Annotated in this window: 24 protein-coding genes; 13 read left to right on the forward strand and 11 right to left on the reverse strand. The window is 68.8% G+C overall.

The window, feature by feature from the left end:
- Nucleotides 1-25 precede the first annotated feature (25 nt).
- From L593_RS08260 to L593_RS08275, 4 genes are all read left to right on the forward strand, one after another.
- Nucleotides 26-547, forward strand: a complete 522-nt coding sequence (locus L593_RS08260; RefSeq protein WP_020446498.1) for a hypothetical protein — start codon at nt 26-28, stop codon at nt 545-547.
- A 94-nt stretch (nt 548-641) separates the two neighbouring features.
- The gene (locus tag L593_RS08265; protein ID WP_144060733.1) at nt 642-935 is read left to right on the forward strand and encodes a rubredoxin-like domain-containing protein; all 294 of its coding nucleotides are present in this window, start codon (nt 642-644) and stop codon (nt 933-935) included.
- A gap of 215 nt (nt 936-1,150) precedes the next feature.
- Complete coding sequence (locus tag L593_RS08270) at nt 1,151-2,224, forward strand: GIDE domain-containing protein (protein WP_020446500.1); 1,074 nt, start codon at nt 1,151-1,153, stop codon at nt 2,222-2,224.
- A gap of 125 nt (nt 2,225-2,349) precedes the next feature.
- On the forward strand, nt 2,350-3,321 hold the full coding sequence (locus L593_RS08275) for a ketopantoate reductase family protein (RefSeq protein ID WP_020446501.1): 972 nt from the start codon (nt 2,350-2,352) through the stop codon (nt 3,319-3,321).
- 88 nt (nt 3,322-3,409) lie between these two features.
- Here L593_RS08275 and L593_RS08280 read toward each other — a convergent pair whose 3' ends face one another.
- A complete protein-coding gene (locus L593_RS08280; protein WP_020446502.1) occupies nt 3,410-3,772 on the reverse strand; it encodes an iron-sulfur cluster biogenesis protein NfuA in 363 nt (120 codons plus the stop codon).
- 227 nt (nt 3,773-3,999) lie between these two features.
- On the opposite strand from L593_RS08280, the gene L593_RS08285 reads away from it, so the two are divergent.
- On the forward strand, nt 4,000-4,794 hold the full coding sequence (locus L593_RS08285) for a helix-turn-helix domain-containing protein (protein ID WP_020446503.1): 795 nt from the start codon (nt 4,000-4,002) through the stop codon (nt 4,792-4,794).
- 321 nt (nt 4,795-5,115) lie between these two features.
- Nucleotides 5,116-5,703, forward strand: a complete 588-nt coding sequence (locus tag L593_RS08290; protein ID WP_020446504.1) for a hypothetical protein — start codon at nt 5,116-5,118, stop codon at nt 5,701-5,703.
- Between the two features lie 40 nt (nt 5,704-5,743).
- On the opposite strand, the gene L593_RS08295 is transcribed toward L593_RS08290, so the two are convergent.
- Both L593_RS08295 and L593_RS15985 read right to left on the reverse strand, forming a co-directional pair.
- The gene (locus tag L593_RS08295; RefSeq protein WP_020446505.1) at nt 5,744-6,199 is read right to left on the reverse strand and encodes a universal stress protein; all 456 of its coding nucleotides are present in this window, start codon (nt 6,197-6,199) and stop codon (nt 5,744-5,746) included.
- 122 nt (nt 6,200-6,321) lie between these two features.
- Nucleotides 6,322-6,492 (reverse strand): hypothetical protein, encoded by a 171-nt coding sequence (locus tag L593_RS15985; RefSeq protein ID WP_187292607.1) that lies wholly within the window; start codon nt 6,490-6,492, stop codon nt 6,322-6,324.
- A 349-nt stretch (nt 6,493-6,841) separates the two neighbouring features.
- On the opposite strand from L593_RS15985, the gene L593_RS08305 reads away from it, so the two are divergent.
- The 3 genes from L593_RS08305 to L593_RS08315 all read left to right on the forward strand — a co-directional run bounded on the left by L593_RS08305 (nt 6,842) and on the right by L593_RS08315 (nt 9,797).
- Complete coding sequence (locus tag L593_RS08305; RefSeq protein WP_020446507.1) at nt 6,842-7,273, forward strand: universal stress protein; 432 nt, start codon at nt 6,842-6,844, stop codon at nt 7,271-7,273.
- A gap of 180 nt (nt 7,274-7,453) precedes the next feature.
- The gene (locus L593_RS08310; protein ID WP_020446508.1) at nt 7,454-8,806 is read left to right on the forward strand and encodes an MmgE/PrpD family protein; all 1,353 of its coding nucleotides are present in this window, start codon (nt 7,454-7,456) and stop codon (nt 8,804-8,806) included.
- 160 nt (nt 8,807-8,966) lie between these two features.
- On the forward strand, nt 8,967-9,797 hold the full coding sequence (locus L593_RS08315) for a phosphosulfolactate synthase (RefSeq protein WP_020446509.1): 831 nt from the start codon (nt 8,967-8,969) through the stop codon (nt 9,795-9,797).
- A gap of 35 nt (nt 9,798-9,832) precedes the next feature.
- On the opposite strand, the gene L593_RS08320 is transcribed toward L593_RS08315, so the two are convergent.
- Nucleotides 9,833-10,828, reverse strand: a complete 996-nt coding sequence (locus L593_RS08320; RefSeq protein ID WP_020446510.1) for a phosphatase PAP2 family protein — start codon at nt 10,826-10,828, stop codon at nt 9,833-9,835.
- 145 nt (nt 10,829-10,973) lie between these two features.
- Between L593_RS08320 and L593_RS08325 the strand changes: the two genes are divergently transcribed.
- Together L593_RS08325 and L593_RS08330 are read left to right on the forward strand one after the other, a co-directional pair.
- Entirely contained in the window at nt 10,974-11,726 is a 753-nt protein-coding gene (locus L593_RS08325; RefSeq protein WP_049893993.1) for a bifunctional 2-polyprenyl-6-hydroxyphenol methylase/3-demethylubiquinol 3-O-methyltransferase UbiG, read from the forward strand.
- 145 nt (nt 11,727-11,871) lie between these two features.
- Nucleotides 11,872-12,855 carry a thrombospondin type 3 repeat-containing protein gene (locus tag L593_RS08330; RefSeq protein WP_020446512.1) on the forward strand — a complete coding sequence of 328 codons (984 nt, stop codon included), beginning with the start codon at nt 11,872-11,874 and terminating at the stop codon, nt 12,853-12,855.
- A 45-nt stretch (nt 12,856-12,900) separates the two neighbouring features.
- Here L593_RS08330 and thpR read toward each other — a convergent pair whose 3' ends face one another.
- From thpR to L593_RS08350, 4 genes are all read right to left on the reverse strand, one after another.
- Nucleotides 12,901-13,473 carry an RNA 2',3'-cyclic phosphodiesterase gene (gene thpR / locus L593_RS08335; protein ID WP_020446513.1) on the reverse strand — a complete coding sequence of 191 codons (573 nt, stop codon included), beginning with the start codon at nt 13,471-13,473 and terminating at the stop codon, nt 12,901-12,903.
- A gap of 231 nt (nt 13,474-13,704) precedes the next feature.
- The gene (locus L593_RS08340; protein WP_020446514.1) at nt 13,705-17,325 is read right to left on the reverse strand and encodes a DNA polymerase II large subunit; all 3,621 of its coding nucleotides are present in this window, start codon (nt 17,323-17,325) and stop codon (nt 13,705-13,707) included.
- A gap of 76 nt (nt 17,326-17,401) precedes the next feature.
- Nucleotides 17,402-17,821 carry a PPC domain-containing DNA-binding protein gene (locus L593_RS08345; RefSeq protein WP_020446515.1) on the reverse strand — a complete coding sequence of 140 codons (420 nt, stop codon included), beginning with the start codon at nt 17,819-17,821 and terminating at the stop codon, nt 17,402-17,404.
- 354 nt (nt 17,822-18,175) lie between these two features.
- Nucleotides 18,176-18,754, reverse strand: coding sequence for a hypothetical protein (locus L593_RS08350; RefSeq protein ID WP_020446516.1), 579 nt, complete (start codon nt 18,752-18,754; stop codon nt 18,176-18,178).
- Between the two features lie 154 nt (nt 18,755-18,908).
- Between L593_RS08350 and L593_RS08355 the strand changes: the two genes are divergently transcribed.
- Nucleotides 18,909-19,592: a class I SAM-dependent methyltransferase gene (locus tag L593_RS08355; protein ID WP_020446517.1), complete on the forward strand. Its 684-nt coding sequence runs from the start codon at nt 18,909-18,911 to the stop codon at nt 19,590-19,592.
- Between the two features lie 60 nt (nt 19,593-19,652).
- Here the strand turns inward: L593_RS08355 and L593_RS08360 are convergent, their stop codons facing one another.
- Nucleotides 19,653-20,156, reverse strand: a complete 504-nt coding sequence (locus L593_RS08360; RefSeq protein WP_020446518.1) for an amino acid-binding ACT domain protein — start codon at nt 20,154-20,156, stop codon at nt 19,653-19,655.
- Between the two features lie 257 nt (nt 20,157-20,413).
- Between L593_RS08360 and L593_RS08365 the strand changes: the two genes are divergently transcribed.
- Nucleotides 20,414-20,971 carry a hypothetical protein gene (locus L593_RS08365; RefSeq protein ID WP_020446519.1) on the forward strand — a complete coding sequence of 186 codons (558 nt, stop codon included), beginning with the start codon at nt 20,414-20,416 and terminating at the stop codon, nt 20,969-20,971.
- Between the two features lie 41 nt (nt 20,972-21,012).
- On the opposite strand, the gene hisB is transcribed toward L593_RS08365, so the two are convergent.
- Both hisB and L593_RS08375 read right to left on the reverse strand, forming a co-directional pair.
- Nucleotides 21,013-21,600: an imidazoleglycerol-phosphate dehydratase HisB gene (gene hisB, locus L593_RS08370; RefSeq protein ID WP_020446520.1), complete on the reverse strand. Its 588-nt coding sequence runs from the start codon at nt 21,598-21,600 to the stop codon at nt 21,013-21,015.
- A 365-nt stretch (nt 21,601-21,965) separates the two neighbouring features.
- Complete coding sequence (locus L593_RS08375) at nt 21,966-23,213, reverse strand: sugar MFS transporter (protein WP_020446521.1); 1,248 nt, start codon at nt 23,211-23,213, stop codon at nt 21,966-21,968.
- Nucleotides 23,214-23,226: the final 13 nt, after the last annotated feature.

Raw genomic sequence — 23,226 nt, forward strand, 5'->3', positions numbered from 1 at the left:
GCCCGCCACAACAGAATCGACCGGCATGGTCCGCTACGAGACCGTGGTGGAGGACGAGACCGTCTACGTCGCCACCGACGAGGATCGCCTCGAAATCGGCGAGCTGGCGACGATCGTCGAGCTCGTCGGCGGTCGCGCCTGGACGATCGAGTACTCAGATCGCGAGAAACAGGCTCACCCGGAGCTGAACACGGCCGACGAGGGACTGACGGTCGACGTGGTGGACACGATCAACGCGATGACGTTCGGCGAGGCGTTCGTCGAGACGCTCGCGGCCCAGCCCGGTGCGAGCACGGCTCGCCACGGCGGTGAGGGCGACGCAGCGGACGGGGGTGGTGCTATCGACGACCAAGCGGACGGAGACGACGATATCGGCTACGAGGAGGGCGGATGGGGCGATACCGACGACGAAGCGAGCGGGGGCGACCCCACCGGCGACGAGGCGAGGGGAGGCAACGACATCGACGACGAGGCCGACGGCGTCTCCCCACGACTCGGCCTCTTCGTCGGCCGTCTCCTCGAGAATCTCGAGTACGGGCTCCGGTAGGTGAACGCCCGACAGCGGCGACGTTGTTACCACGTCGGCACCCCCGGCCCACACCTGCGGGTGATTTATGCCTATCGCCGCCCTGGTGTCACACATGCCAACACAGGACGTACCCAGCGTGTCGCTCGGCGAGGGCATCTACACCGAGGGTGGCGAACGTGTCGGCACGATCCGCGGGTTCGACGCGAGCGGCTTCTACGTCACGCTCAAAGCCGGCGTGGACGCGCCGACGACCGAGGAGCACAGCACCGTCGGCGAGGTCGGCGAGATCAATCTGATGTGGCGCTGCTGGCAGTGCGGCGAGACCGGGCGGATCGACGAGATGCCGGATCACTGCCCCTCCTGTGGCTCGCCCGCGGAGGAGCTCTACTACTGGACGGAGGACTGACGGGAGAGACCGACGGGGCTACGAGGGACTCACCGGTGACTGCGCGGAGGAGCCCGGCAGGCGAAGCGGCGATCCGGGACTGCGGGCGCTCGGGGGATCGGTCAGCGACGGCCCCGTAAGCGACTGCCACGGACGGCCGCCGCGGCGCGGACGACCCATCGCCCGATCGCGGAAGGGAAGCTTGAAGCGCCGTCGGCCCACCACATTTCGCTCAGATGGCACTCGACGTCGGCGGGATCGTCTCCCTGCTCCTCCTCGCGCTCCTCGTGCTCGGGCCGGCCGCGTGGGTGATCCACCACTACGCCGTCCTCCAGGATTTCCGGACCGCTCGGACCGTCTTCCGGCTCGACGCGACGTCGCTGGCGGTCGGCGGGGTGCTACTCGCCGGCAGCGTCGCACTCGTCGTGATCGCGTTCGAGCCCGCAGCACCGCTGGCGATGATCTTCGGCGGCACCCTGCTCGTCTTCGGCATCGCGGGCGTCACCATCGCCGTCGCGAACCTCGACTGGTACCTCGCGAGCCGCCGGCTGCCCGTCGATTCGCCGGCGTCCGTCGAGCCCGGACCGGTCCAGCTGGAGGGCCGTGCCGTCCCGCTCGGGGAGTTCGTCCCCTCCGCCGTCACGCAGACCGATTCGCTGGCCTACCGTGGCTCCACCCGGGAGGAGTACGCCGTCCTCGGGAGGGGGTACGCCTCCTCCACCTGGTCGGCCGTCTCCGTCGCCGAGGGAGCGACGCGCTTCGGCGTCGTCGATCCGGCGGCGATCGAGGGAGTCGGCGACGACGAGGCGGCCACGAACGGCCGGGAACTCCCGGCGAAGTTCCGCGCGGAACTGGACGATCCCGACGTGGAGCTCCCGGCGGACGTCCGGCCGATCGCCGTCGACGCCGATGCCGCCGAGTTCCCGCTGCTCTTCCCGACGAGCCGCCTCGTCGAACTCAGCCCGGCAGGCGCGACGCTCGACGGCCTCGAACGGACCATCCCCGCCGAACCGGGCACCACCGTTCCGGTCGCCGACGAACTGGCGCGGGGCACTCGCTCCCGGCCGCGAGAGTACAGCGAGCGCCGCCTCGACGCGGGCGATCCCGTATACGTGCTGGGGACTGCCCGCGAGACCGCCGACGGCGAGATCGAGATTGGCCCCGATCCCGACGGCCCGCCGTTCGTCGTGACGCGGCTCACTGCCGAGGCGGCCACCGCCCACGCCCGACGCTTCTGCCGAACCTACGGGCTGCTCGGACTCGCCTCGCTGGCTGCCGGTGCCGGCCTGATCGCGTCCGTCGGGCTCTGAATCGATCGCTGCGTCGGTGACCGCGTCCGGCGCTGCGTAGCCAGGGCAGACTGGGCGGCGACCCGAACGAGCACAGCAACGGCCCGACCGTCACGCAAATGAGCCACCACCGTTCACTCACGGGCATGGAAGTGCTCGTGATCGGTGCCGGGAGTCTCGGGAGCCTCGTCGGTGGCCTGCTCGCGCCGGACCACGACGTGACGCTGGTCGGTCGGGATCCACACGTCAGCACGATCCGCACCGCTGGGCTCGCGATCGGCGGGGAGATCCAGACGCGCGTCGAGCCGTCGGCGACGATCCCCCAACGGGTGAGCGCGTCGGCGGACCTCGCGATCGTGACGGTCAAGGCCGGCGACACGGCGGACGCCGCGGAGACGCTCACCGAGTGCGACGTCGAGGCGGTCTGGTCGCTCCAGAACGGCCTCGGCAACGAGGCGACCCTCGCCGAGGCGCTCGACGTCCCAGTGCTCGCCGGGACGGCGACCTACGGTGCCGACCAGTCCGCGCCCGGGAGCGTGACCTGCACCGGGATCGGTGAGGTCGCGATCGGGCCGCGACCGGAGACGGAAACGCCGGAGGCGGATCTGGCGCTCGCCGAGGAGTATGGCGAGGCGCTCTCCGGCGCCGACGCCGCGACGACCGGCGGTACGGACGCCGACGCCGACGCCGAGTCCCCGCCCGGACTCGACGTCCTGGTGGACCCGGCGATGCCCGAGCGACTCTGGCGAAAGCTCGCCGTCAACGTCGGGATCAACCCGACCACCGCACTGGCTCGCGCCGATAACGGCGCGCTCGCCGAGGACGAGATCGCAGCGACGGCACGTACCGCCGCTCGCGAGACCGCACGCGTCGCGCAGGCGAGTGGCGTCGACCTCGATGAGGCCGACGCGGCGGCCGAACTCGACGCAGTCGTCGAGGCCACTGCGGACAACCGCTCCTCGATGCTCCAGGACGTCGAACGCGGACGACGGACAGAGATCGACCAGCTGGCCGGCGCCGTCGTCGATCGAGCCGAGGAACACGAGGTCTCTGTGCCGGTCGCGCGCACGCTCACTGCGCTCGTCAGGGCGTGGGAGCGGGCGAACTACCTGCGATAGGGCTGGCCGCTCGACGCGGAGCAGCGTCGCTATCGAAGCAGCGCGATCGAGGGGAACATCGACGCTCGAAAAACCGAAGCTGGCCGCCTCAGAAGGGCGCCTGCGGGCCTTCGTCCTCGGTCGACTCCTCGCCGCCTGCGTCCTCGCCGGGGAAGGATGGACTCATCCCGCCACCGCCGTGGCCGCCACCGTCCATGCCGGTCGAGGCGTGGACCTGCTCGATCTCGGGGATCTCCTGAACCATCCGGGACTTGATCGCCTGGATCGTCATCGGGGAGATGCCACAGCCGCTGCAGGCGCCGCCGAGCTGGATGGTGACCTCGCCGGTCTCGCGGTCGAGGTCCTGGATCGCCGCGGAGCCGCCGTGCATCTGAATCTGGGGAAAGTTCCGCCGGAGGAAGTTCGCGACGCGCTCCTCCAGGTCGTCGCCCTCCTGTGTCTCCGTACTCATACGCCCGGATTGGCCACGAACGTGCTTAGGCCTTTGGTTGGGCGACGGCGGCCGGGCGAGCCAGTCGCTGACGGCTCCACGATGCAGGTGCGCGCCCGTCGACTCGGCGAACCGACGCGACCCTTGCAGCCGATCGAACGCGCCGGCTGCGTGCCACCGACGGCGGAATGCTGTCCTCCTCCGTTCGACGGAAAGCCCATATACGACCGCGCCCATGGACCGTTCACATGGCCGACCTCTTGCCCTCCATCCCCGACGCGTCGGCCTCGGACGACGCCGAGCCGCGCGTGGTCGGCCTCGACGACGAGGACGCAGACGACGTACTCGGGGCCCTCTCCTCGGAAACCGCACGGGAGCTGTTCGCCGCCCTCACCGACGACCCCGGCCACCCATCCGCCCTTGCGGATCGGGTCGACACATCGCTCCAGAACGTCCAGTACCACCTCGCGAAGCTCGAGGACGCCGGGATGGTCGAGGTCGTCGACACGGCCTACTCCGCGAAGGGACGCGAGATGGACGTCTACGCGCCGGCCGATCGCCCGCTGGTCCTCTTCGCAGGCGACGAGGAGGACCAGACGCTACTCGACCGCGCGCTCGGGCGACTGCTCGGCGGCGTCGGCGTCCTCACCGGCGCGAGCCTCGCGGTTCGTGGGCTGGCCGGCGCTGAGCAATCCGCCCAGCGCGAATCGACGGTCGACCTGACCGGTGACAGTGGGGACGCCGCGGCGCCGGCGACCGACGGGGGGTCGAGCGGTGCCGCGGAGGGAGACGACGCTGCACGGGATACGGCCACGGAGTCGGCCGACGCGGTCGGCGACGGTGCCGCGGACTACGCCCTCACCACCGACGGCTCCGCGGGCGACCAGACCGTCGAACCGTTCGCCCAGGAGTTCGCCTGGCTGGCCGAGCCGCTCGACGCGACGCCGCTGCCACCGGAGCTCTTCGTCTTCGTCGTCGGCGCGACCCTGCTCGCCCTCGCCGTCGGCGCGTGGTACCTTCGGGAGCGTCAAACGCGCGTTTGAGTCTTCGGCACGACCTTTTCGGACCGGTGTGTAGCCGAGCGTGGGCGCCACTCGGTGCCCGCCCGGCCCTCCAGCCCTCCGTCGCCGGACGCACCGATCCACCCGATGCGGTGCGTGGCACACCCGCGACGTTCCCCGCCCCTGCGGACGGCTCCCACGTCGCCACGGTCCCGGCCGTGACCCCGCCGGGGCCCTGGCTTCGGTCCTGCTGACCAGCGACTGCCCTCCAACCCGTCGAGTAATTGCCGCTTGCATACCAGATCCGTGCGAGCCGTCGCCGCGAGGGGTAGCCACAAGTGGTCGGCCCGCAAACGACGCTCCATGTCGCTGGACGTCGACGGGCCCGAACTGCGCGAGCGGGTCCGGAGCGCGTTCGTGGACGCCGAACCACTGACCACCGCCGAGGTGGCCGTGGCGGCCGACGTTCCCGAACCCGCGGTGACGGACGCCCTCGAGGAACTCGTCGAGGCCGGCGACCTCCGGGTGACGGAAGTTCGGGGCGTCGACATCCGCCAGCGCAAGTACGCCGAGGACGACGACGAGATCGACCTCGAGGAGCCCTTCGACCTGTACTTCCGTCCCGCCGAGGATCTACTCGAGACCGTCGGCACTCGCGACGGCAGCGACGTGCCCGAGGACGCCGACCCCGTCGAGCGGCGGCTCGCGCGGATGGACGTCGGCGGTGCCAGCGGGATGATGCGCGACTGGAAACGCGATGCGGTCCGGGCAGCCCGGGAACACCTGATCGAGACAGGTCCCTGCGATCCCGCAGAGCTCCGCGAGGTCGTCTACCCCGCTCACGAGGCAGGATTCGACGACGCCGACGCGTGGTGGGACTGCGTGCGACCGCGGCTCGCCCGGCTCCCCGGTGTGGTCATCGATCGGGGCACCTGGGACGCGACGGAGTAAGACGGGGCAGAACCGGTGCTCGGCGATCGAAGGCGTCCGCTCAATCGCCGTCAGCCGATGCCGCGTCCTCACTGCGGACGACGAGCACCGGGATCGAGGCACCGTCGACCACGCGTTCGGAGACGCTGCCAAGTGACGTCAGCTTCTCGCGGGGGCTCTTGCCGTGCGAGCCGATCGCGACGAGGTCGACCGCCTCCTCGTCGGCGTAGTCGAGAATCTCCTTGTACGGCGTTCCGTGGCGCTGCTCGGTGACGACCGGGAGTCCCTTCCGCTCGGCTGCGGCCGAGAGTGCCTCGAGCGCAGCCCCGCCCTCGTCGGTGAGCGTGGCCTCGACGTCGGGTCGGGTCTCGGGGTCCGCGGCGTCGGTGATCCGCTTGTCGACGACGTAGAGGCCGTGGACGGTCGCGCCCTCGTTCTCGGCGATGCGAAGCCCGTGGCGAAGCGCCGCGTCGACCGCGTCGCTGCCGTCCGTCGGAATCAGGACGTCGTCGTACATACCTCGGCCTACGCACGCGAGGGCAATGAAATGGCGGGTAGGTGAAACCTGCCGTGGGTCAAGCTAGAGGGAGACTGAATAACGAAATCGTTCCACTGGCGTCGCTCGCTTGGGAGCGCTGCTCACTCGGCGGCCAGTAGCTGCAACGCCTCCCTGATGTGGAATCTGGCCGCCGGATCCTCGGTCCGTTCGAGTGCGGCTCGCAGATGGGCCGCGAGCGTGTCCTCTGCGCAGGTCGAGGAGTTGATCACCGCCGATCCCGCCATCCCTCCCCCAGTCGCGTCGATAGTCATGATCGACGTTTGCCTTTCCCACATTGTAAGTGTATCGTTGTAATTTCTTAATGCCCAGTATGAATTATGCGCTGCCTTTAGCTATGTCAAGTAGCAACGGCGATTTGCTGCTCCAGCTGCAGCACCGAATCGGCCCGAGCGGCGCCGAGTGACGATCGATCGACCGGCACCCGAGCGTTGATCGGTCGGACGGCTATCCAAACGACACTCGTTCGGACCGGCATCCGGGCGACGAGCGACCATCGACCGCCACGAGTGTCGGCGGCCCGGAGGGGAGTGAAAGGCTGAAAATGCGGACTGCCGGCCCCAGCCGTGGTGATTTTAAGACGCTCCGGTACCCATTCACCACATGGCGATTCTCGTTGCCTACGACGGCTCGGATCCGGCACAGGAGGCGGTCGAAGAAGCGATCACCGTGTACGACGACGAGATCGTACTGCTCCGAGTGCTGGAACTCTCCAGTGGGTCGATCGCAGCGGGGGTCGACCTGCTGCAGGAGCGCATCAAAGAGGAACGAGACGAGCAGGCCAGGGAACTCTCCGAAGCGATGAAGGAACTGATCGACGACGCCGACGTCGAGTTCACGATCGAGACCGTCGTCGGGCAGCCGTCTCGAGCGATCGTCGACTACGCCGAGGACCACCCGGAGATCGACCGGATCGTGATCGGCAGCCACGGTCGGGAAGGGGTCTCGCGCGTCCTCCTGGGGAACGTCGCGGAGAAGGTGGTGCGTCGCTCGCCGGTCACTGTGACCGTGGTTCGGGAGGAGCAGCGGGAGTAGCCTGACAGTTGGCATCGGGCGGCGAGCCGCTCGGAAGTCTCTCCCTGCCCTCCCTTTCAGCCCGCTGGACCGTCCGCCGGGTTAGACGCAGGACGGTGCCCGTCGTTCTCGATTGGCGAAGGTCCCGCGGGTAACAGACTCCTAACAACGCTCCTTCGGCCGTGTACCGAACACGAGCACATGACCACGACCGGCGAGATCGCGAGGTTCGTGCGCGAGACCGAATTCGACGACCTCCCCGACGACGTCGTCGACGCGACCAAACGCCGCATCCTCGACTCCGTCGGCATCGCGCTCGGTGCCGTGGGTGCCGCGCCCGTCGAGGCGGTGCGCCGGACGGTGCACGAGGACGGCGGGCTGGACTGTTGCATGTGGGCCTCGGAGGGCCGCGCGTCGATCTCGGGCGCGGCGATGTACAACACGGTGCTCACGCGCTACCTCGACTTCATGGACTCGTTCCTCGCGCCCGGCGAGACGCCCCACCCCAGTGACAACGTCGGCACCGTCCTGGCCGTCGGCGAGCACGTGGACGCGTCGGGGGAGGACCTGCTCGCGGCGACGGCGATCGCCTACCAGCTCCAGGGCGAACTCGCCTGGGCGGCACCGGTCCGTGACCGGGGGTTCGACCACGTCACGCACACCGTGCTCACGCAGGCCGCTGCAGCGGGCAAACTCCTGCAACTCGACCACGAACAGCTACAGCACGCGATCGGCATCGCGGGGACGGCGCACAACGCCCTGCGGGTCACCCGAACGGGTGGCATCAACGAGTGGAAGGGCGTTGCCGCCGGCAACGCCGCGCGCAACGGCACCTACGCCGCGCTCCTCGCGAGCAACGGGATGGAGGGCCCGACCGACCTCTTCGAGGGCCAGAAGGGCTGGCAGCAGGTGATTTCTGGCGGCGACTTCGCCCTCGACCTCGATCCCCCCTGCCCGCGGCTCCACGACGTCATGTGCAAGCGCTACGTCGCTGAGACCTACGCCCAGTCCGCCGTCGAGGGGATCGTCGAACTCGCGAACACCGTCGCCCTCGATCCGGACGCCGTGGAGTCGATCGACCTCTCGACGTTCCACGGCGCGAAGCTCATCATCGGCGGCGGGGAAGGCGACCGCCACGTCGTCGAGACGAAGGCCCAGGCCGACCACTCGCTGCCCTACATGCTCGCGGTGGCAGCGATCGACCGCGAACTGCTCACCCGGCAGTACGAGCCCGAACGCATCCAATCCGACGACGTACAGCGCCTCCTCCGGACGGTCTCCGTCGAGGAGGACCCCGCACTCACCGAGCGGTTCGAGGCCGGCGAGATGCCCGCGGTGATCGACGTCGAACTCGCCGACGGGACGGTCCACCACGTCGAGAAGGACGCCTTCCGCGGGCACCCCACGGACCCGATGGACTGGGACGATCTGGACGAGAAGCTCCGCCCGATGGCGACCGACGTCTACGGCGAGCACCGGTGGGCGAACGTCACCGAGTGCGTGCAGTCCCTGGAGGACCGCTCCGTCCACGACCTGCTGGAACTGCTCGACTGAGCGAGGCTCGGATCGCGCGCTTCGCTCCCTTCCTCTCTCTCTCTCTCGCTCTGGCACCCTCCCTCGCTCTCGCTTCCCGTCCCGGCTCCCGTCGCCGTCCACGGCCGACCGCCCGACTAACCTCCGACTACCAATTCGTCCCGCGACCGGTCGTCGAGGTATGGCAGATCCAGACCGGCCGTTCGACTTCCTGCACGCCAACGAGCGCCCCGAGAAGCCCCGCGAGACCGGCATCACGGAGATCCGCGGCCCGTACTACGACCCGATGGGTCCCCGAGAACTCCGCGACATTCTCGAGACGATGGGCCACTACGTGGACATCTACAAGTTCTCCGGCGGCTCCTTCGCGCTGATGCCCGAGGAGGTCGTGACCGAGATGATCGACTGCTGCCACGAGTTCGACGTCCGCGTGAACACCGGCGGGTACGTCGAGAACGTCCTCCTGCGGAACAACGACGCGGTCGGACAGTACGTCGAGGAGTGCGACCGCCTCGGCTTCGATATCGTCGAAATCTCCTCGGGCTTCCTCGCGATCGACACCGACGACATGGTCGCGATGACGGAACTGGTCGCCGAGCACGGCCTGGAACCCAAGCCCGAGATCAACGTCCAGTTCGGCGCGGGCGGCGCGTCCGACCCCGAAGAACTCGAGCGTGAGGGCCAGCAGGACCCCCAGCAGGCGATCGAGGAGGGCCGCCGGCACCTCGACGCTGGGGCCGATCACCTGATGGTCGAGGCCGAGGGGATCACCGAGGAGGTCCGCGAGTGGCGCACCGACGTCGTCTACGAGATCGAGAACGCCCTGGGGATGGAGAATCTCGTGTTCGAGGCGCCGGGACCCGAGATGTTCGAGTGGTACGTCAAGAACTTCGGCCCCAACGTCAACCTGTTCGTCGACAACTCACAGATCGTCGAACTCGAGTGCATGCGCTCGGGGCTCTGGGGCAAGGCGACCAGCTGGGGACGGGTCGTGACCTACGGCGGGGAGTAACGCGTCCGGGCACTGGGTGAAGCAGTACTCCTTGCTCACGCGGTCTCGCCACGGAACCACTGCGGAACGTACCCGGCTACCAGTCGGTCGAACTCGGGGACGAGTACCGGCAGCGCGACGGCGAACCCGAAGCCGATGCCAGCGAGTCCGGCGGTCGCGGCCGCTTCGTCACCCACCACGAGTCCCGTGATCACCAGCGCGAGCAACGCGAGCATCGGCCCCACGGCGAGGAGCGCGCGAAGCGGTGGCCACCGCTCGGTATCGAGTCGATCCCCGTCGGGCGCGACCGGATCGGCGGTACCGGTCGCGCGGAGCCGCAGTCCCTGCCAGCCAGCGAGCGCGCCGAGCGCGGCGCCGAGCGCGACGACCGAGTCGTGGGGCGGCCTCGCCGAGCCGTCGAGGCCGAGCGTCGGTGCCGTCACAAGGACGCCGGCGACGCCAACGGTCGCTGCGATCACGAACGCCGTCGTCGGCCGGTCCAGCGGCGAGGCTTCGGTCGCCCAGGCGACGCCGGCCAGCACCGTCAGTCCGATCAGGACGCCCGCGACGACGTCGACGAGGTAGTGCACGCCGAGCGCGACTCGCGTGAGCGAGACGAGCGCGACCAGGCCGCCCGCGAGCAGCCAGCGCCAGCGGGCGTCGCCGACCCGAACCGCGCCGGCGAGCCCCAGCAACACGACCGTCGAGAGCGTGGCGTGGCCGCTCGGGAACCCGTGGCCGCCGCCCGTCGCGGTCGCCTCGAAGATCCCCCGGAGTGCGGCCGGGTAGAGCTCCGCGGTCGCCAGCGGCGTGGTCGGGCGCGGCAGCGCGAAGACCGCCTTCAGCGCCTCGACCAGCGCGGCGGTGGACAGCGCGAGGCCGAGCACGACGGCGACGCGTTCCCGGTCGCGCGGACGGAACAGGTAGGTGACGACGGTCGCGCCGAAGAGGAACCAGACGTCGCCGAGCTGGGTCAGGAGGCCCAACAGCAGTGCCGACTGGTCCGGGAGCAGCGAGTGGATCAGCTCGACGACGCCGAGGCTCCGTGACACGGCCCGCACCTACACCGTGAATCGTGGTAAGCGCTGTGGAGCACTACACGCCATGGCTACGAGACGGCAAGCGCACGGCGTCTCCACGGGTCCCACTGGCACGCCCCCGGAAGGCAGAAGTGCGCCGCGGTGCCCAGATTCGTCGATGACCGACGTCTTCGGGCGGATGGTCGCGGACTACCACCGCGACGCCCTGGCCGGCCAACCGACGTACGAGCGCAGCGACGGCGACGAGTCCACCGCCCAGTGCGCCTGGTACTTCGCCGGCCCCGAGGACTGGGGATCGCTCGAAACAACGGTGATCGAGGCCTGCGCGGCTGCACCGCCCGGTCAGAGCCGTGCGACGCCTCGCGTGCTCGACGCCGGCTGTGGTCCCGGCCGTGCGCTCGGCCCGCTCGCGGATCGGGGTGCCGACGTCCTCGGGATCGACGAGAGTCCGGGCGCGATCCAGGTCGCACGCGAGTGGACGGGGCAGCCTGCGATCGTGGGCGACCTGGCCACGCCACCGCTTGCCAGCGACGCGTTCGACGCCGCACTCTTCCTCGGCACCCACGTCGGCACGGGCGGTTCGATCTCCGCCCTGCGCGACCTGCTCGCCGAACTCGATCGCGTGCTCGCTCCCCGGGGTCGGATCGTCGCGGACATGTACGATCCCACCGCCGTCGAAGCCGAGGACCTCAGCGAGTACCTCGACGGTCGCTGGCTCGCCGACGGCGTCGCGACGAGGCGATTTCGCCTGCGATACGACGGCACAGCAGGTCGCTGGCGAACGCTCCTGATGGCCTCGCCGGACGCGCTCGAAACGATCGTGGCACCGACGTCGTGGTCGATCGGACGGGTCGAACGCGACGAGGGAACGCGCCATCTGTTCGTGCTCGAACGCGGGGCCGACCGGTGACGACGCGGTGTGTCGACCGACGACTGCGACCGTCGCCGCAGCTACAGGCCGTCGAAGCCTCGAGGTAGGACCGACCTACCGGGTGTCCGCTCGCTGGTAGCTTGGCCACGAAAGCTTTATCAGTCGGTTGGTTCGCTGCCCGTACGTGGCATCCATCCCGAGGCGCTCGCTGCTGGTCGCGATCGCGATCGTGCCGATCGCGTTCCTGGCAATCCTCGGCGGCACGAACGTCGTCGCCCTCGACGACGACGGCGCACCGGCAGCGGCAGAAGTGTGGGGTGGCTCCGATCCCTTCGTCACCGACACCGACGGCGACGGGCTCGACGACGCCACCGAGTACGACATCGGAACGGATCCGCGGGTCGCGGACACCGACGGCGATGGCGTCGAGGACGGGCGGGAGAGACAGCTCGGAACGGACCCGACTCGGGCCGACACGGACGACGACGGCCTGCCCGACGGCAGCGAGGTCGCCATTGGCACTGACCCGTTCCTCGCCGACACCGACGGGGATGGACTCCCCGACGGCGCGGAGGTCGACGGGGCGACCCGCGACGGCGTCTCGCTACCCGACGCCGATCCGCTCAGGATGACGCTCTACGTCCGGATCGATCACGCCGAGGGTGCAGCTCCCGTTAGCGCCGCCGACGCCGAGCGGCTCGCGGCCCACTTCGCAGCGATGCCGATCGAGAATCCTGACGGCTCGACGGGCGTCGATCTCCAGGTCCAGCGCGGCGATCGGCTCAAGGTCGGACCCTACACCGGCGAGAACTTCGACGCGCTGGCGGCGGCGTCCGAGCGGGTCCGAGGCGATCGCAGCCGAGTCGCTCGCGGTATCCTCGTCGTCCCGTTCGAGAGCGACCTCGCCTCCGTCGGCTACGGGCGAACGCCGGGGCGGTTCCTGGTCGTCGACGCCGGGGCCTCCGCCGACGATCGCGAGTCGATCGCCGTCCACGAGCTCCTCCACAACGTCCTGGGGGAGCTGGACGCATCACCCGGGCGCTGCGAGGCCGACCCCGCGCACTACTGCGACGGCGGCTGGCTCGAACCGTCGCTGGGCGACGGGTTCGAACGGACGCTCCCGCAACCGGTCGCGGAGCAGGTCGAGGACGACGGTTTCCAGGGCTGAAGGCGGCCCCTCGACCCGGCGCCGATCGTCACCGTCCGCTGCGGCTCACAGCGGGAACGACTCGACCGTCTCGTAGACCGGTCCGTCGTCCTCGAGCGTGGACTCCGTCAGGGTGACCGCGTCGACCTCGAACGTCCCGACGTCGGGCGATCGTTCTTCGAGCACGGACTGGACGTGTCCCTTGCCGCCCGCGTGGTCCATCCGCCCGATCGTCACGTGGGGCGTGAACTCGTGCTCCTCGGGATCGAAGCCGAGCCCGACGGTTCGCTCCTCGATGGCTCGCTGAAGCGCCAACAGCTCGCCCGCGCCCTCGTCGATCCCGACCCAGAGCACTCTGATGTACTCCGGCGAGGGAAAGGCGCCGAGTCCTCGCACCCCGACCTCGAAGGATCCGACGTCGGCGTCGGCCACGCCAGCCGCGATCGCGTCGACCGTCGCGTCGAGGTCCGGGTCGTCGCCGGCCGTCGTCTCCGGCACGTCCCCGAGAAATTTCAGCGTGACGTGGGCCTGCTCGGGATCAATGAGCCGCACCCCGCTGGCCTCGCCGAACGGCTCCTGCACGTCTGCGACGGCGTCCGCGAGGTCCTCGGGAAGGTCGACGCTGACGAACAGTCGCATGCCCGTTCTCCGACGAGCGCAGGGAAAAGGTCGTCGTGGCTCCGTGTTGGCACCGATCGCGGATGCGGTCGCTGAGCGGTTGCGTTGCGGTGATGGAGCAGTGGCGGGGCGGTGGCGGAGTGGCGGCGGAGCGGTCGCGGGCTGATGCGGCGGCCGTGGCGGTGGCTGGCCTTTTTCATGGACGTTTTTGCGGAGAGCAGGCGCTCCAGCGCCTGCTCTCCGGAAAAAGGTTCACATGAAGTCGTCCAGCGAACTCGCCTTGTTCTTGTCGTTCTCGAACACCCGGGCGATCGACCTGTCGAGGACCTCGAGGCGCTGTTTCGTGTACTTGCGGGCGCCGTACTCCTCGGCGACTTCCATGGCGGTCTCCATGTACTTGTTCACGGAGCCCTCGTGGACGGTGAGCGTGATGTCGCCGCCACACTCCCGGCAGTCCCGCGAGAGCGGGGCCCGGCGGAACTTCTCGCCGCAGTCGAGACACCGGACCTCCTGTCGGGAGAACGCTCGCAGGTTGCCGATCAGGTCGGGGAGGAAGTGGTACTCGATGACGCGCTCGGCGACGTCGGTCTCGTCGACGGCCCGGAGCGTCCGAGCGAGTTCGAGCTGGGCGTTCATCTTGTCCATCATCGAGTCGAGCGTCTTGTACGCCGAGAGATCGGGGCCGGCGGCGATGTCTGTCGTATCGTGGGTGAAGCCGAAGCCGGAGTACTCCTCATCGGTGCCGAGGGTGTCCTCGACGATCTCGACGTCGACGTCCTCGGGGTCGGCCAGTTCGCGAGTCGCCTCGTAGAACTCGCGGGGGTACTCGGTGACGACGTCGACGTTGTGGGCCTCGTCGTCGATCTCCTGGGGGTCGATCCGGGAGGACATGACGAGCGGGGCGTCCATCCGGCCCCCGCGTTGGTCAGGGAGGTAAGACTTGGAGAAGTTGAGGAGGCCGTCGAGGAGGAGCATTACGCAGTCTTCGTCCCCGTCGCAGTTTCGGCGCTTCGCCGCGTGGAAGTACGGATGTGCGTAGCCCCCCGCGACGTTCGTGAACCCGATCACCCTGCCCACCACCGCGGCGGAGGTGTGCGGCGCCATCCCGAAGACGAGTTCGCCGACGAGGTCGTCGTTGTCCTCGAGTTCGTAGTACGGATCGAGCCCGTAGTAAGACTCCAGCAGGTCGTCGACGAAGTCGGCGGTCTTGAGCATGTGCTCGGCGCCGCCCTCTGAGAGGATCACGTCCTGGACTTTCAGTTCGACCACCTGGTCCTCGTGGCGGAGGTCGTCGCCGTGGACGTCTTCCTCGTACCCGAGCTGGCGGAACTGGTCGACCGAGACGTCCAGTTCGGCGGGCTTGACCGCGGTGACGGGCAGGTCCGTCATGTCGTAGCGGACGGTACCGTCCTTGAACGCCGAGACGCCGTGCTTGGCGCGGAGGACGCCCTTCTCGATGGGCTCGGGCGTCTTGAGCCGTGAGGTGAGCCCCTTGACGCCTTTGAGCATGTCGAAGGCGTGCTCGCGTTCGCCGACGGCGTCCATCGCGTCGTGGTAGGCCTCGCCGACGTCGATGCGGCGCTCCTCGACGGCGGAGCCCTCGACCTCGCATCGGTCGCACTGCACCCGGCCGGCGTCGTCGGGTTCGAGCACCGTGTCGCACTCGGGGCAGGTGTAGTGGGGCTCGATGTGCTCGCCGCAGTCGGGGCAGCGAGGCTCGTGGGTCTCCACGTCGCAGTCGTGGCACTTCCGGACGCCGATCTCGACGGCGACCTCGCCCGGCGTCTCCGAGAGCGAGTCGGCGTGGTGGGTCGCGGCGCCGACGTCGCGCTGGTCGCCGCCGGCGTTCCCGATCGGGAAGAGCGTGTGGACCGCGGGCGAGAGTTCCCTGGACTCGGACTTCTCCGGACGGCCCATCCGACAGCCGACGCGAGTGGGCGCCTTCTCGCGGATTTCGAAGGGCGCGACGGCGTCGACGGCCTTCACGGCGTTGTTCCCGTCCTCCCACTCTCGCGCCTCGCTCGGGAGGTCGTCGAGGGTCCACGGTCGCTGGCGATCCTCGTCGAGCCCGAGCGAGGCGGCGAGCGGGCGCCAGGCTGGGACGAAAATATCGTCGTCGCGCTGGCGGTGGGGAACGAGCAGGGTTTCGAGGGTCCGGGCTACCTCAGGGTCGAATTCGAGGACCAGTTCGGTGTCGTTCCCTGTGGTGCCATCGGTGGGTGCTGTGGCTGCGGTGCCTCCGTCAGCGACTGCGTCACCGGGGCCGGCGTCCGGAGACCGAACTTCTCCGACAGCGACGGCGTCGGCGAGCCGATCGACGTCCCCGACCGACACGTCGTGCCAGACGTAGGTGTACGCGGGGTGGAGCGGCGCGTCGAATTCCTCGGCCCACTCGATCGCGGTCTCGGGATCGGGGTCGGCGAGGTCGACCGCGGGGTCGTCCTCGAGCGCCTGGACGTCGACGCCCGCGGCCTCGAGGTCCTGCGCCCACCACTCGGTGGCGTAGGCCGCCGGTGCCAGCGGGTGGTTGTTCTCGACGAACTCGCCGTAGTTCACGAGGTACTCGCCGAGGTCGAGGATCGCCTCGACGCCGTTGCGGACCTCCTTGGCCTCCGCGTCGTCGGCGATCCGGCGGACGTCGCCGTTCGCAAGCCGGACCGTCGGTCCCTCGATGGAGTCGACGGGGACCACGCCCGCGGCCTTCCCGGGCAGTTCGGTCTTGATCTGGGTGCCCGGCGCGAGGAAGTCGTCGACGAGCCGCATCGTCGCGGGGTGGACGCCCGCGGTCGCGTCGCCGAGATTTCGGCTCCGGCCGTAGCGCAGCCGGAAGCCGCCCGACTCGCTGGGGTGGCCGAAGACGGGGCGGCCGGCGATGAGATCGCGCAGGAACTTCCCGTTCTCGTCGATCCGGGGCGGCCCGTCGGGCCCGTCCGCGTGGGCATCTCCTTCCTCGTCTTCGGCGTTTGCGGTTTCCTCCTCGGAAGCGCTATCGCCGCTCTCGGCTTCGTCCGCCTCCTCGTCGCCGTCGTTCTTGCCGATGGTTCCGTCGATGAGGTCCTGGAGCCAGGGCCACTCGACCTCGTCGAGATTCCGGGTGTAGCGCTGGATCTTCGGCGCCTTCAGGGCGATCCCCTCCGCGAGCACGAGGCACATACCGCCGCGGGCGGAGTTGGTGTCGATCCGTTCGAGGTCGCGAAAGCCCGAGACCTCTTCGTCGCTGGTTGCTTCCCCGTCGAGCATGACGGGGCAGTGCTCCGTGATGAACTTCGACTCCTTGTCCTTGGGCGTGTACTGGAGCCCCGTCTCGTTGGAGTAGAGTTCGATCTCCTCGGCGTAGCGCTCGATCTCGTCGTCCCGGGGTTTGAACTCGCCGACGTCGAGCAGGCTCCGGGCGTAGTCGGCGACGAGCACCGAGAGCGCCTGGGCGGTCCCACCCGCAGAGCGGATCGGGCCCGCGTACGCGACGGTGACGTAGTCGGTGCCGTCGTCGTTCTGGTCGATCTCGACGCGGTCGATCCCCTCGATCGGCGCGGCGACGACGCCCTCGGTCAGGAGTGCGACCGCGGTCCGGACCGCGCCCTCGATCTTGCCGGCGTCGGACTCGTAGCTGCCGACCCGGCCCTCGACGAAGTCCTCGACGAGTTCGAGGGCGGCCTCCTCGCGGCTGAAATCGTCCTCGAGTTCGCGGACGCGCTCGGCGACGCCCTCGATGCCGAGGATGTTCTCGACGCGGTCGGCCATGTCCCGCGCCGTCGGAATCTCGACCTCGGGCTCGGGGTCCTCGCCGCGGGACTTCGCCTCCTCGGCGATCGCCATCGCGCGGTCGAGTTCGGCCTCGAGTCGGTCGAAGTACTGTTCGTCCTCCGGTTTCACGGTGGGCACCTCCGATTCCGTGGATTATCGGCCTGCGAGCCGCGGGTCGTGAGCGCCGAGCGTCGGCGACGCGACCTCACAGCCACAGGTCCAGGTCCGTCGGTTCGTGGTGCGCTCGTTCGAGCGGTTCGGCGAATTTGCGGAAGTGCACCTCGCCGGCGAACACCTCCGCCGAATCGAGGTGGCCTGCGAGCGCGGTGCCGTCCGGCCGCGAGAGCACGGCGTGGGTGTGGGCGAACCGCTCCCCGTCGAGGATGGAGACGTTGCCCACGCACGCCGCGACCTCGAGGTGTTCGTCGAAGTACACCGGCTCGTACTCCTTCTTCTCCTGGTCGTAGAACCACATCTCGGCGTCACGCACCGAACCGAGCGCCGTGAACCAGCCCGCGTCCGCCTCGACTTCCTCGGCGAGCGCTTCGATCTCTGCACGCCAGTCTGCCCCAGTCGAAAGCCGGGCGACGTACTCGTCCGTCGTCTCGACTGCCCGGTAGTCCATGTGGGAACACCACGGCGGGGTTCACCAAAAACGTTCACTTCCCGGGCCCGGTATGGTCGGACTGGGAGCGGCGTAGTTACCGCGTGTGATTCAGTGGTTGGGGCTTCTTCGGGTGGATTCTGGAACATACTGGTACGCCAAAACCGGTGCGCAGTGGCAACTGCGAACCGATTGGAAGCCCCCACTCGTCGATCCAGATTCGCTCTCGGCCGACGGCGAGCAGCGCGAGTCGCGCGCAAGCGAAGCGAGTGTGGTGGTTCGAGATAGTGTCTGTTGACTCGAGACAGGAGTGCGGTGTCCGAGACGGCGAAGCTGGCTCCACAACCGCGAACGTCCGAACGAAAATCCGAAAACTCAGTCCTGGACGTCGATGGAGTCGTCCTCGGCCAGGTCGATCACGACGTCGAAGCGGTCCCGGTATCCCTCCAGCACGTCCTCGTCGTGGACCTCCGTGGAGAGGTGGAACAGGCCGACTGCGTCGTGATCGACCAGCAGGTCGAGGATTCGCTCGACGGCGTCGCGCGCCTCCTCTTCGCCGGCGTAGTAGGCGAGTTCAGTGACGGAGTCGAAGCTGAGTCGAATCTTGCCGTCGTGGGACTCGAGGAACTGTTTGGTCTGCTCCACGATGCCGTCGGTGTCGTCGGGCGAGGAGACGTAGTGGACGTCGTCCCGCGTCCGTCGGGAGTACCCACGTTCGACGGAGAGGGTGTCGAGGATGACTGCGCGGTCCTCGTCGACGTCGTAGTAGTCGAGTTTCTGGGTGACCTCCCGGGCGGTGGTCCGGGTCGAGATCACGAGGAAGTGGTCGGTGTCTTTTTTGAGGAAGTCCGTGTCCACGCGGTCCGTCTCGGCTGTGCTCGGATGGACCAGCAGTACGCTCGTCCCCCCGGGAATCGAGTCTGGCCCCCCGTCGACCGCGAGCTCGTAGTCCATACCCACCGAGTGCGGTGCAGTGACCTTAATTCCTGTTCGACAGTCCGTGACAGGCTTCGACCCGCTGTGGCAACCGCAGCATGCGTCCATGCCGCCGGCCGCCCCAGCGCCACCAGTCGAAATTCCCATGCCGATTCCGCCGCTGGTTTCGCGTATGAGCGTCCGCGAGGAGTTCGACGACTGGGCCGCAGAGGGCCGCGACCGGGGGATGGAAGAGCGCCACTGGCACACCGCAAAGCACGCGCTCTCGGCGATGCCGGTCGAGGCCGGCGACACGGTGCTCGATTTCGGTTCGGGCAGCGGCTACGCGGCTCGTGCGCTCCGGGAGGCCGCCGACGCCGGCCGTGCGATCGGGGTCGACGGCGCGCCGGAGATGGTGGGCAATGCCCGCGAGTACACCGACACGGAGGAACCGGTCGAGTTCGTGGCCGCCGACTTCCACCACCTGCCGCTCCCCGACGATTCCATCGACCACGCGTTCTCGATGGAGGCCTTCTACTACGCCGCGAATCCCCACGAGGCCCTGGCGGAACTGCGCCGCGTCCTTCGTTCGGGCGGCACGTTCTACTGTGGGGTGAACTACTGGGAGGAACACCACTACAGCGAGGGTTGGCAGGAGAACATCTCGATCCCGATGACGCGCTGGAGCGAAGCGGAGTACCGAGAGGCGTTCCGCGAGGCAGGCTTCCATCTCGCCGGCCAGACGCGGATCCCCGACACCGAGAGCGAGATTCCGCCGAAATCGGAATTCCCCACCGAGTGGTACGACAGCCCGGCGGAGTACCGCGAATCCGATCGGGAGTACGGCACGCTGTTCACCGTCGGCGTCGCTCCCTGACGGACTCGCTCGCTGCCAGCCGCGACTGTTTCGGCGGAAACTACCGAACCTCTTCGGCTTTCACTTGATTTCCACCGAACGGACGAACGGCAGGTCCGAGATCACGTTCAGCAGCTCGCCCGGTGCCTCGCCGTCGATGATCACGTAACAGCGCGCCTCGTCGGTGAACTCCGGATCCTCCGTGATGATCTGGCGGATCGACAGCTCGCGCTCGGCGAGCAGCTTGCTGATCTCCGCGACGATGCCGTGCTCCTCGGCCTCCGCGACCTCCACGGTCAGGACCGTCAGATCGAGCACCGGTGCGAGGTCCATCAGGCTCGGCACCTGGGAGATGTTCTGGAAGATGCGTCGGAGCTCCTCGTCCTCCAGGATCGCGTCCGTCGTCGAGTCAACGACGCGCCGGTCGACGTCGATCTCGCGGGCGATGCCGGTATTGGGGATCTCGATGCCGCCGGAAACGACCCGCCCCTCGTCGTTGACCGAAAAACCCCGCTCGAGAAGGAGGCGGATCACCGCCTGCTGACTCGGACTGCCCTCGAACTTCTCCAAAATCTCGTCGAACATGCGCCTTCGTTGGCCACGGGTGGTTTTGAAGGTGCGGGATTTTTCGTGAGGATTCCACAGCGCCCGTGGCACCATGCGCGGATTCCGAAACGACTGTGAACCGGTCCTTCGCCTGCTCGCGTAACGACCCAGGAATTCTCCATCCGATCCGAAGCCGACTCGGGGTCAGTCGGGCCAACCGACGGTGACAAACTATTGTCTGTGCACGAAGAAATAGGTGGAAAGAACGATGGGGCTCGGCCACGGACCGATCGCGCATGCAGTCCTCCAGACGGCAGTTGCTCGGGACGATCGGCAGCGGCCTGGCGCTCTCGCTCGGCGGATGTCTCTCGAGTGACGACGATGGCGGGAACGACACCGACGCGACGTCCAGTGACGCCACAGGCACGAACGGGGGATCGGACCAGTCCGTGGATGGATCGGATCGATCCGGCGACGGATCCAGCGAGTCCGGCGACGGCGAGGGATCCCTGGTCGTCCGCCTCGTCGGCCCGGACGAGGAGTACCGGCTCTTCGACCGCTCCGGCGTCGCGACGGTCGGTGAAGTTACCCGTGGGAACGAGGCGCCGTACGTGCCGGTGTCGCTGACCGAGGATCGAACGGCGACGATCGTCGACCTCGCACAGCGCGTCGGGCTCGGGGATCGACACGACGCCTTCGAGGTCGTGGCGGTCCTCGACGGCGAGGAGATCCATCGCGCCCAGGTCGGCGCGGAACTCGCTCGGGACGTGCAGACCGGCGAGTGGGAGGGTTCGTTCGTCGTCTACGCTCGGGACGCGGAAGAAGCCCGGCGAATCAGAGCGGCGCTCCGCTGAGTGCCGTCCAGCGTCGTCGGTTCACCAGCGTCTGGATCGCTCTACAATTCGCCCTTCGTGCTAGGCGCCCCCGACCGGCGCTCGTCGATCCGCGTCGCGTCGTCCATGGCCCCCGCGACGGCCTTGAACAGCGCCTCGATCTCGTGGTGGGCGTTCCGGCCCTCGATCTCGGCGTGCAGTGTCAGCCCGGCGTTCAGCGCCAGCGACTCGAAGAAGTGCCGCGCCATGTCGCTCGCCAGTTCGCCCACCGCCGCCTGGGAGAACGTCCCCTCGAAGTAGAAGCGGGGCCGTCCGGAGACGTCGACGACGACCGACGCCACGGACTCGTCGAGTGGGACCCGTCGGTCGGCGTAGCGCACGATCCGCTCGCGTTCACCGAGCGCCTCGTCGAAGGCCTCGCCCAGCGCGATCCCGACGTCCTCGACCGTGTGGTGGTCGTCGACCTCGAGGTCGCCGTCGCAACTCACCGTGAGGTCGAAGAGGCCGTGCGTCGCGAGGGCCTCCAGCATGTGGTCGAAGAAGCCGATGCCGGTGTCCACCTCGGCCTCCCCGTCCCCGTCGATTTCCAACGTCAGGTCGATGTCGGTCTCCGCCGTCTCGCGGCTGACCGCCGCCGCTCGGTCGCTCATGGGCAGTTCGTTGGCGGAGCCCCTACAAATCGCTGGCGCTCCCATGTGTCGTGGTTGCAGGCACGAACCGCTCAGGCAGGACCGCACCGGCAGCCGCCTCGAAAGCCCTCGGCCGGCTCCAGTCGCGCGACTCGCTGCGCGCTTCGGCTCGCTCGCTACCGCTCGCTCACCTCCAGTGCTTGTTCCGAAAGGCTCGCTCACGCTCGCCTTTCGACGTTCGCCTCGCTTCGCTCGGCTCACCTTCGTCGTGCTTCCCGGAGCCGGCCTCGCCCTTTCAGTCCGCCAGGAGAGACGGTTGACTCATCGGTCTGGTTCGCGGTGGAGCGCCCACGCTCGCGTTTCCCGGTCGACTGTCAATAGGCCGCCTAGTCGCCGCTGGCGCAGGCGGCGTCGTCGGTCGGCGTCCGGCGGACCTCCGCGATCCGCGCGATCACGATCGTGACGAGCGCCAGCCCGAGCGGGATCAGGAGGAGCTGCATCCCGAGGACGGGATCGGCGTCGCTGATCGCGAAGCCCATGATCGCGGGCATGACGCCGACGCCCAGCGAGGAGGAAATCGCAGCGACGGCGGTGACGGGGCCGCTGTACTCCGGCGCGGCGTCGGTGGCGTAGGAGACCAGCAGCGGGAAGGCACCGGAGATGAGCAGGCCGATGGCGAGGATCCCCGGGAGCAGCCACAGTCCCTCGGCGAGCGTGAACGTGACGACGAACACGGGCACGAGGAGGCCGAGGATCGCGACGAGCAGCCGGACGTAGCCGACGCGCTCGGAGAGGCGACCGTAGACGAAGCGGCCGGGGACGTAGCCCGCGATCATGATCGAGAGCGTGACGCCAGCGATCCAGCTCGGCAGTTGGCTCTCGGCGTACGTGGGGAGCCAGAGGAAGAGGCCGCCCTCAACGCCGGTCGCGAAGAACATCACGAGCGCCATCCCGAGCACTTCGGGGCGCCGGAGGAGGCTCAGGACGTCCTCGCGAGCGAGCGGTTCCTCCTGGGTCTCGACGGCGGGCTCGTCGAGGCGCCAGACGACGACGCCCAGTCCGAGCAGGAGGACCGCGAAGATCCAGAAGACGAACCGCCAGGACGCCAGCGCGACGACCGCGACGACGAGCACCGGCGCGAGCGCCGCGCCGGCGGCCCAGGTCATGTCGTAGTAGCCATAGATCCGGCCGCGTCTGGAGGGGTAGAAGTGGCTGAGGAGCGGGCGGTTCAGCCCCCGGACGACGCCCATCATCGCGCCCTGCACGACGACCGCGCCGAGGAACACGAGCAGTATCGGCGCCGCGCCGAGCGCGAGCAGGGCGACGGCGTTGCCGACCAGGCCGCCGGCGATCAACAGTCGCGCCCGCAGGTGGCCGGCACCGAAGCCGACGAAGGTCACGGCGAAGAGGTAGCCCAGCGTCCCAGCGGGCGCGATGAGGCCGAGCTGCCACTCCGGTGCGCCGAAGGCAGTCTCCAGCTCCGGAATGACCGGTCCGCGTGCCATCATCGCGCCGCCGCCGATCGCGAGCGCCGCGAAGATGACGGCCGTCCAGCGCAGCCGGTTCGCGCGGTTCACGTCGTCCTTTGGGGTCGTTTCGGGCTGGCTCGCCTCGGCGGATTCGGCGTCACTCACCCGACCTGCACCT

Origin of the sequence: Salinarchaeum sp. Harcht-Bsk1, assembly GCF_000403645.1 — an archaeon.
Classification (GTDB): domain Archaea; phylum Halobacteriota; class Halobacteria; order Halobacteriales; family Salinarchaeaceae; genus Salinarchaeum.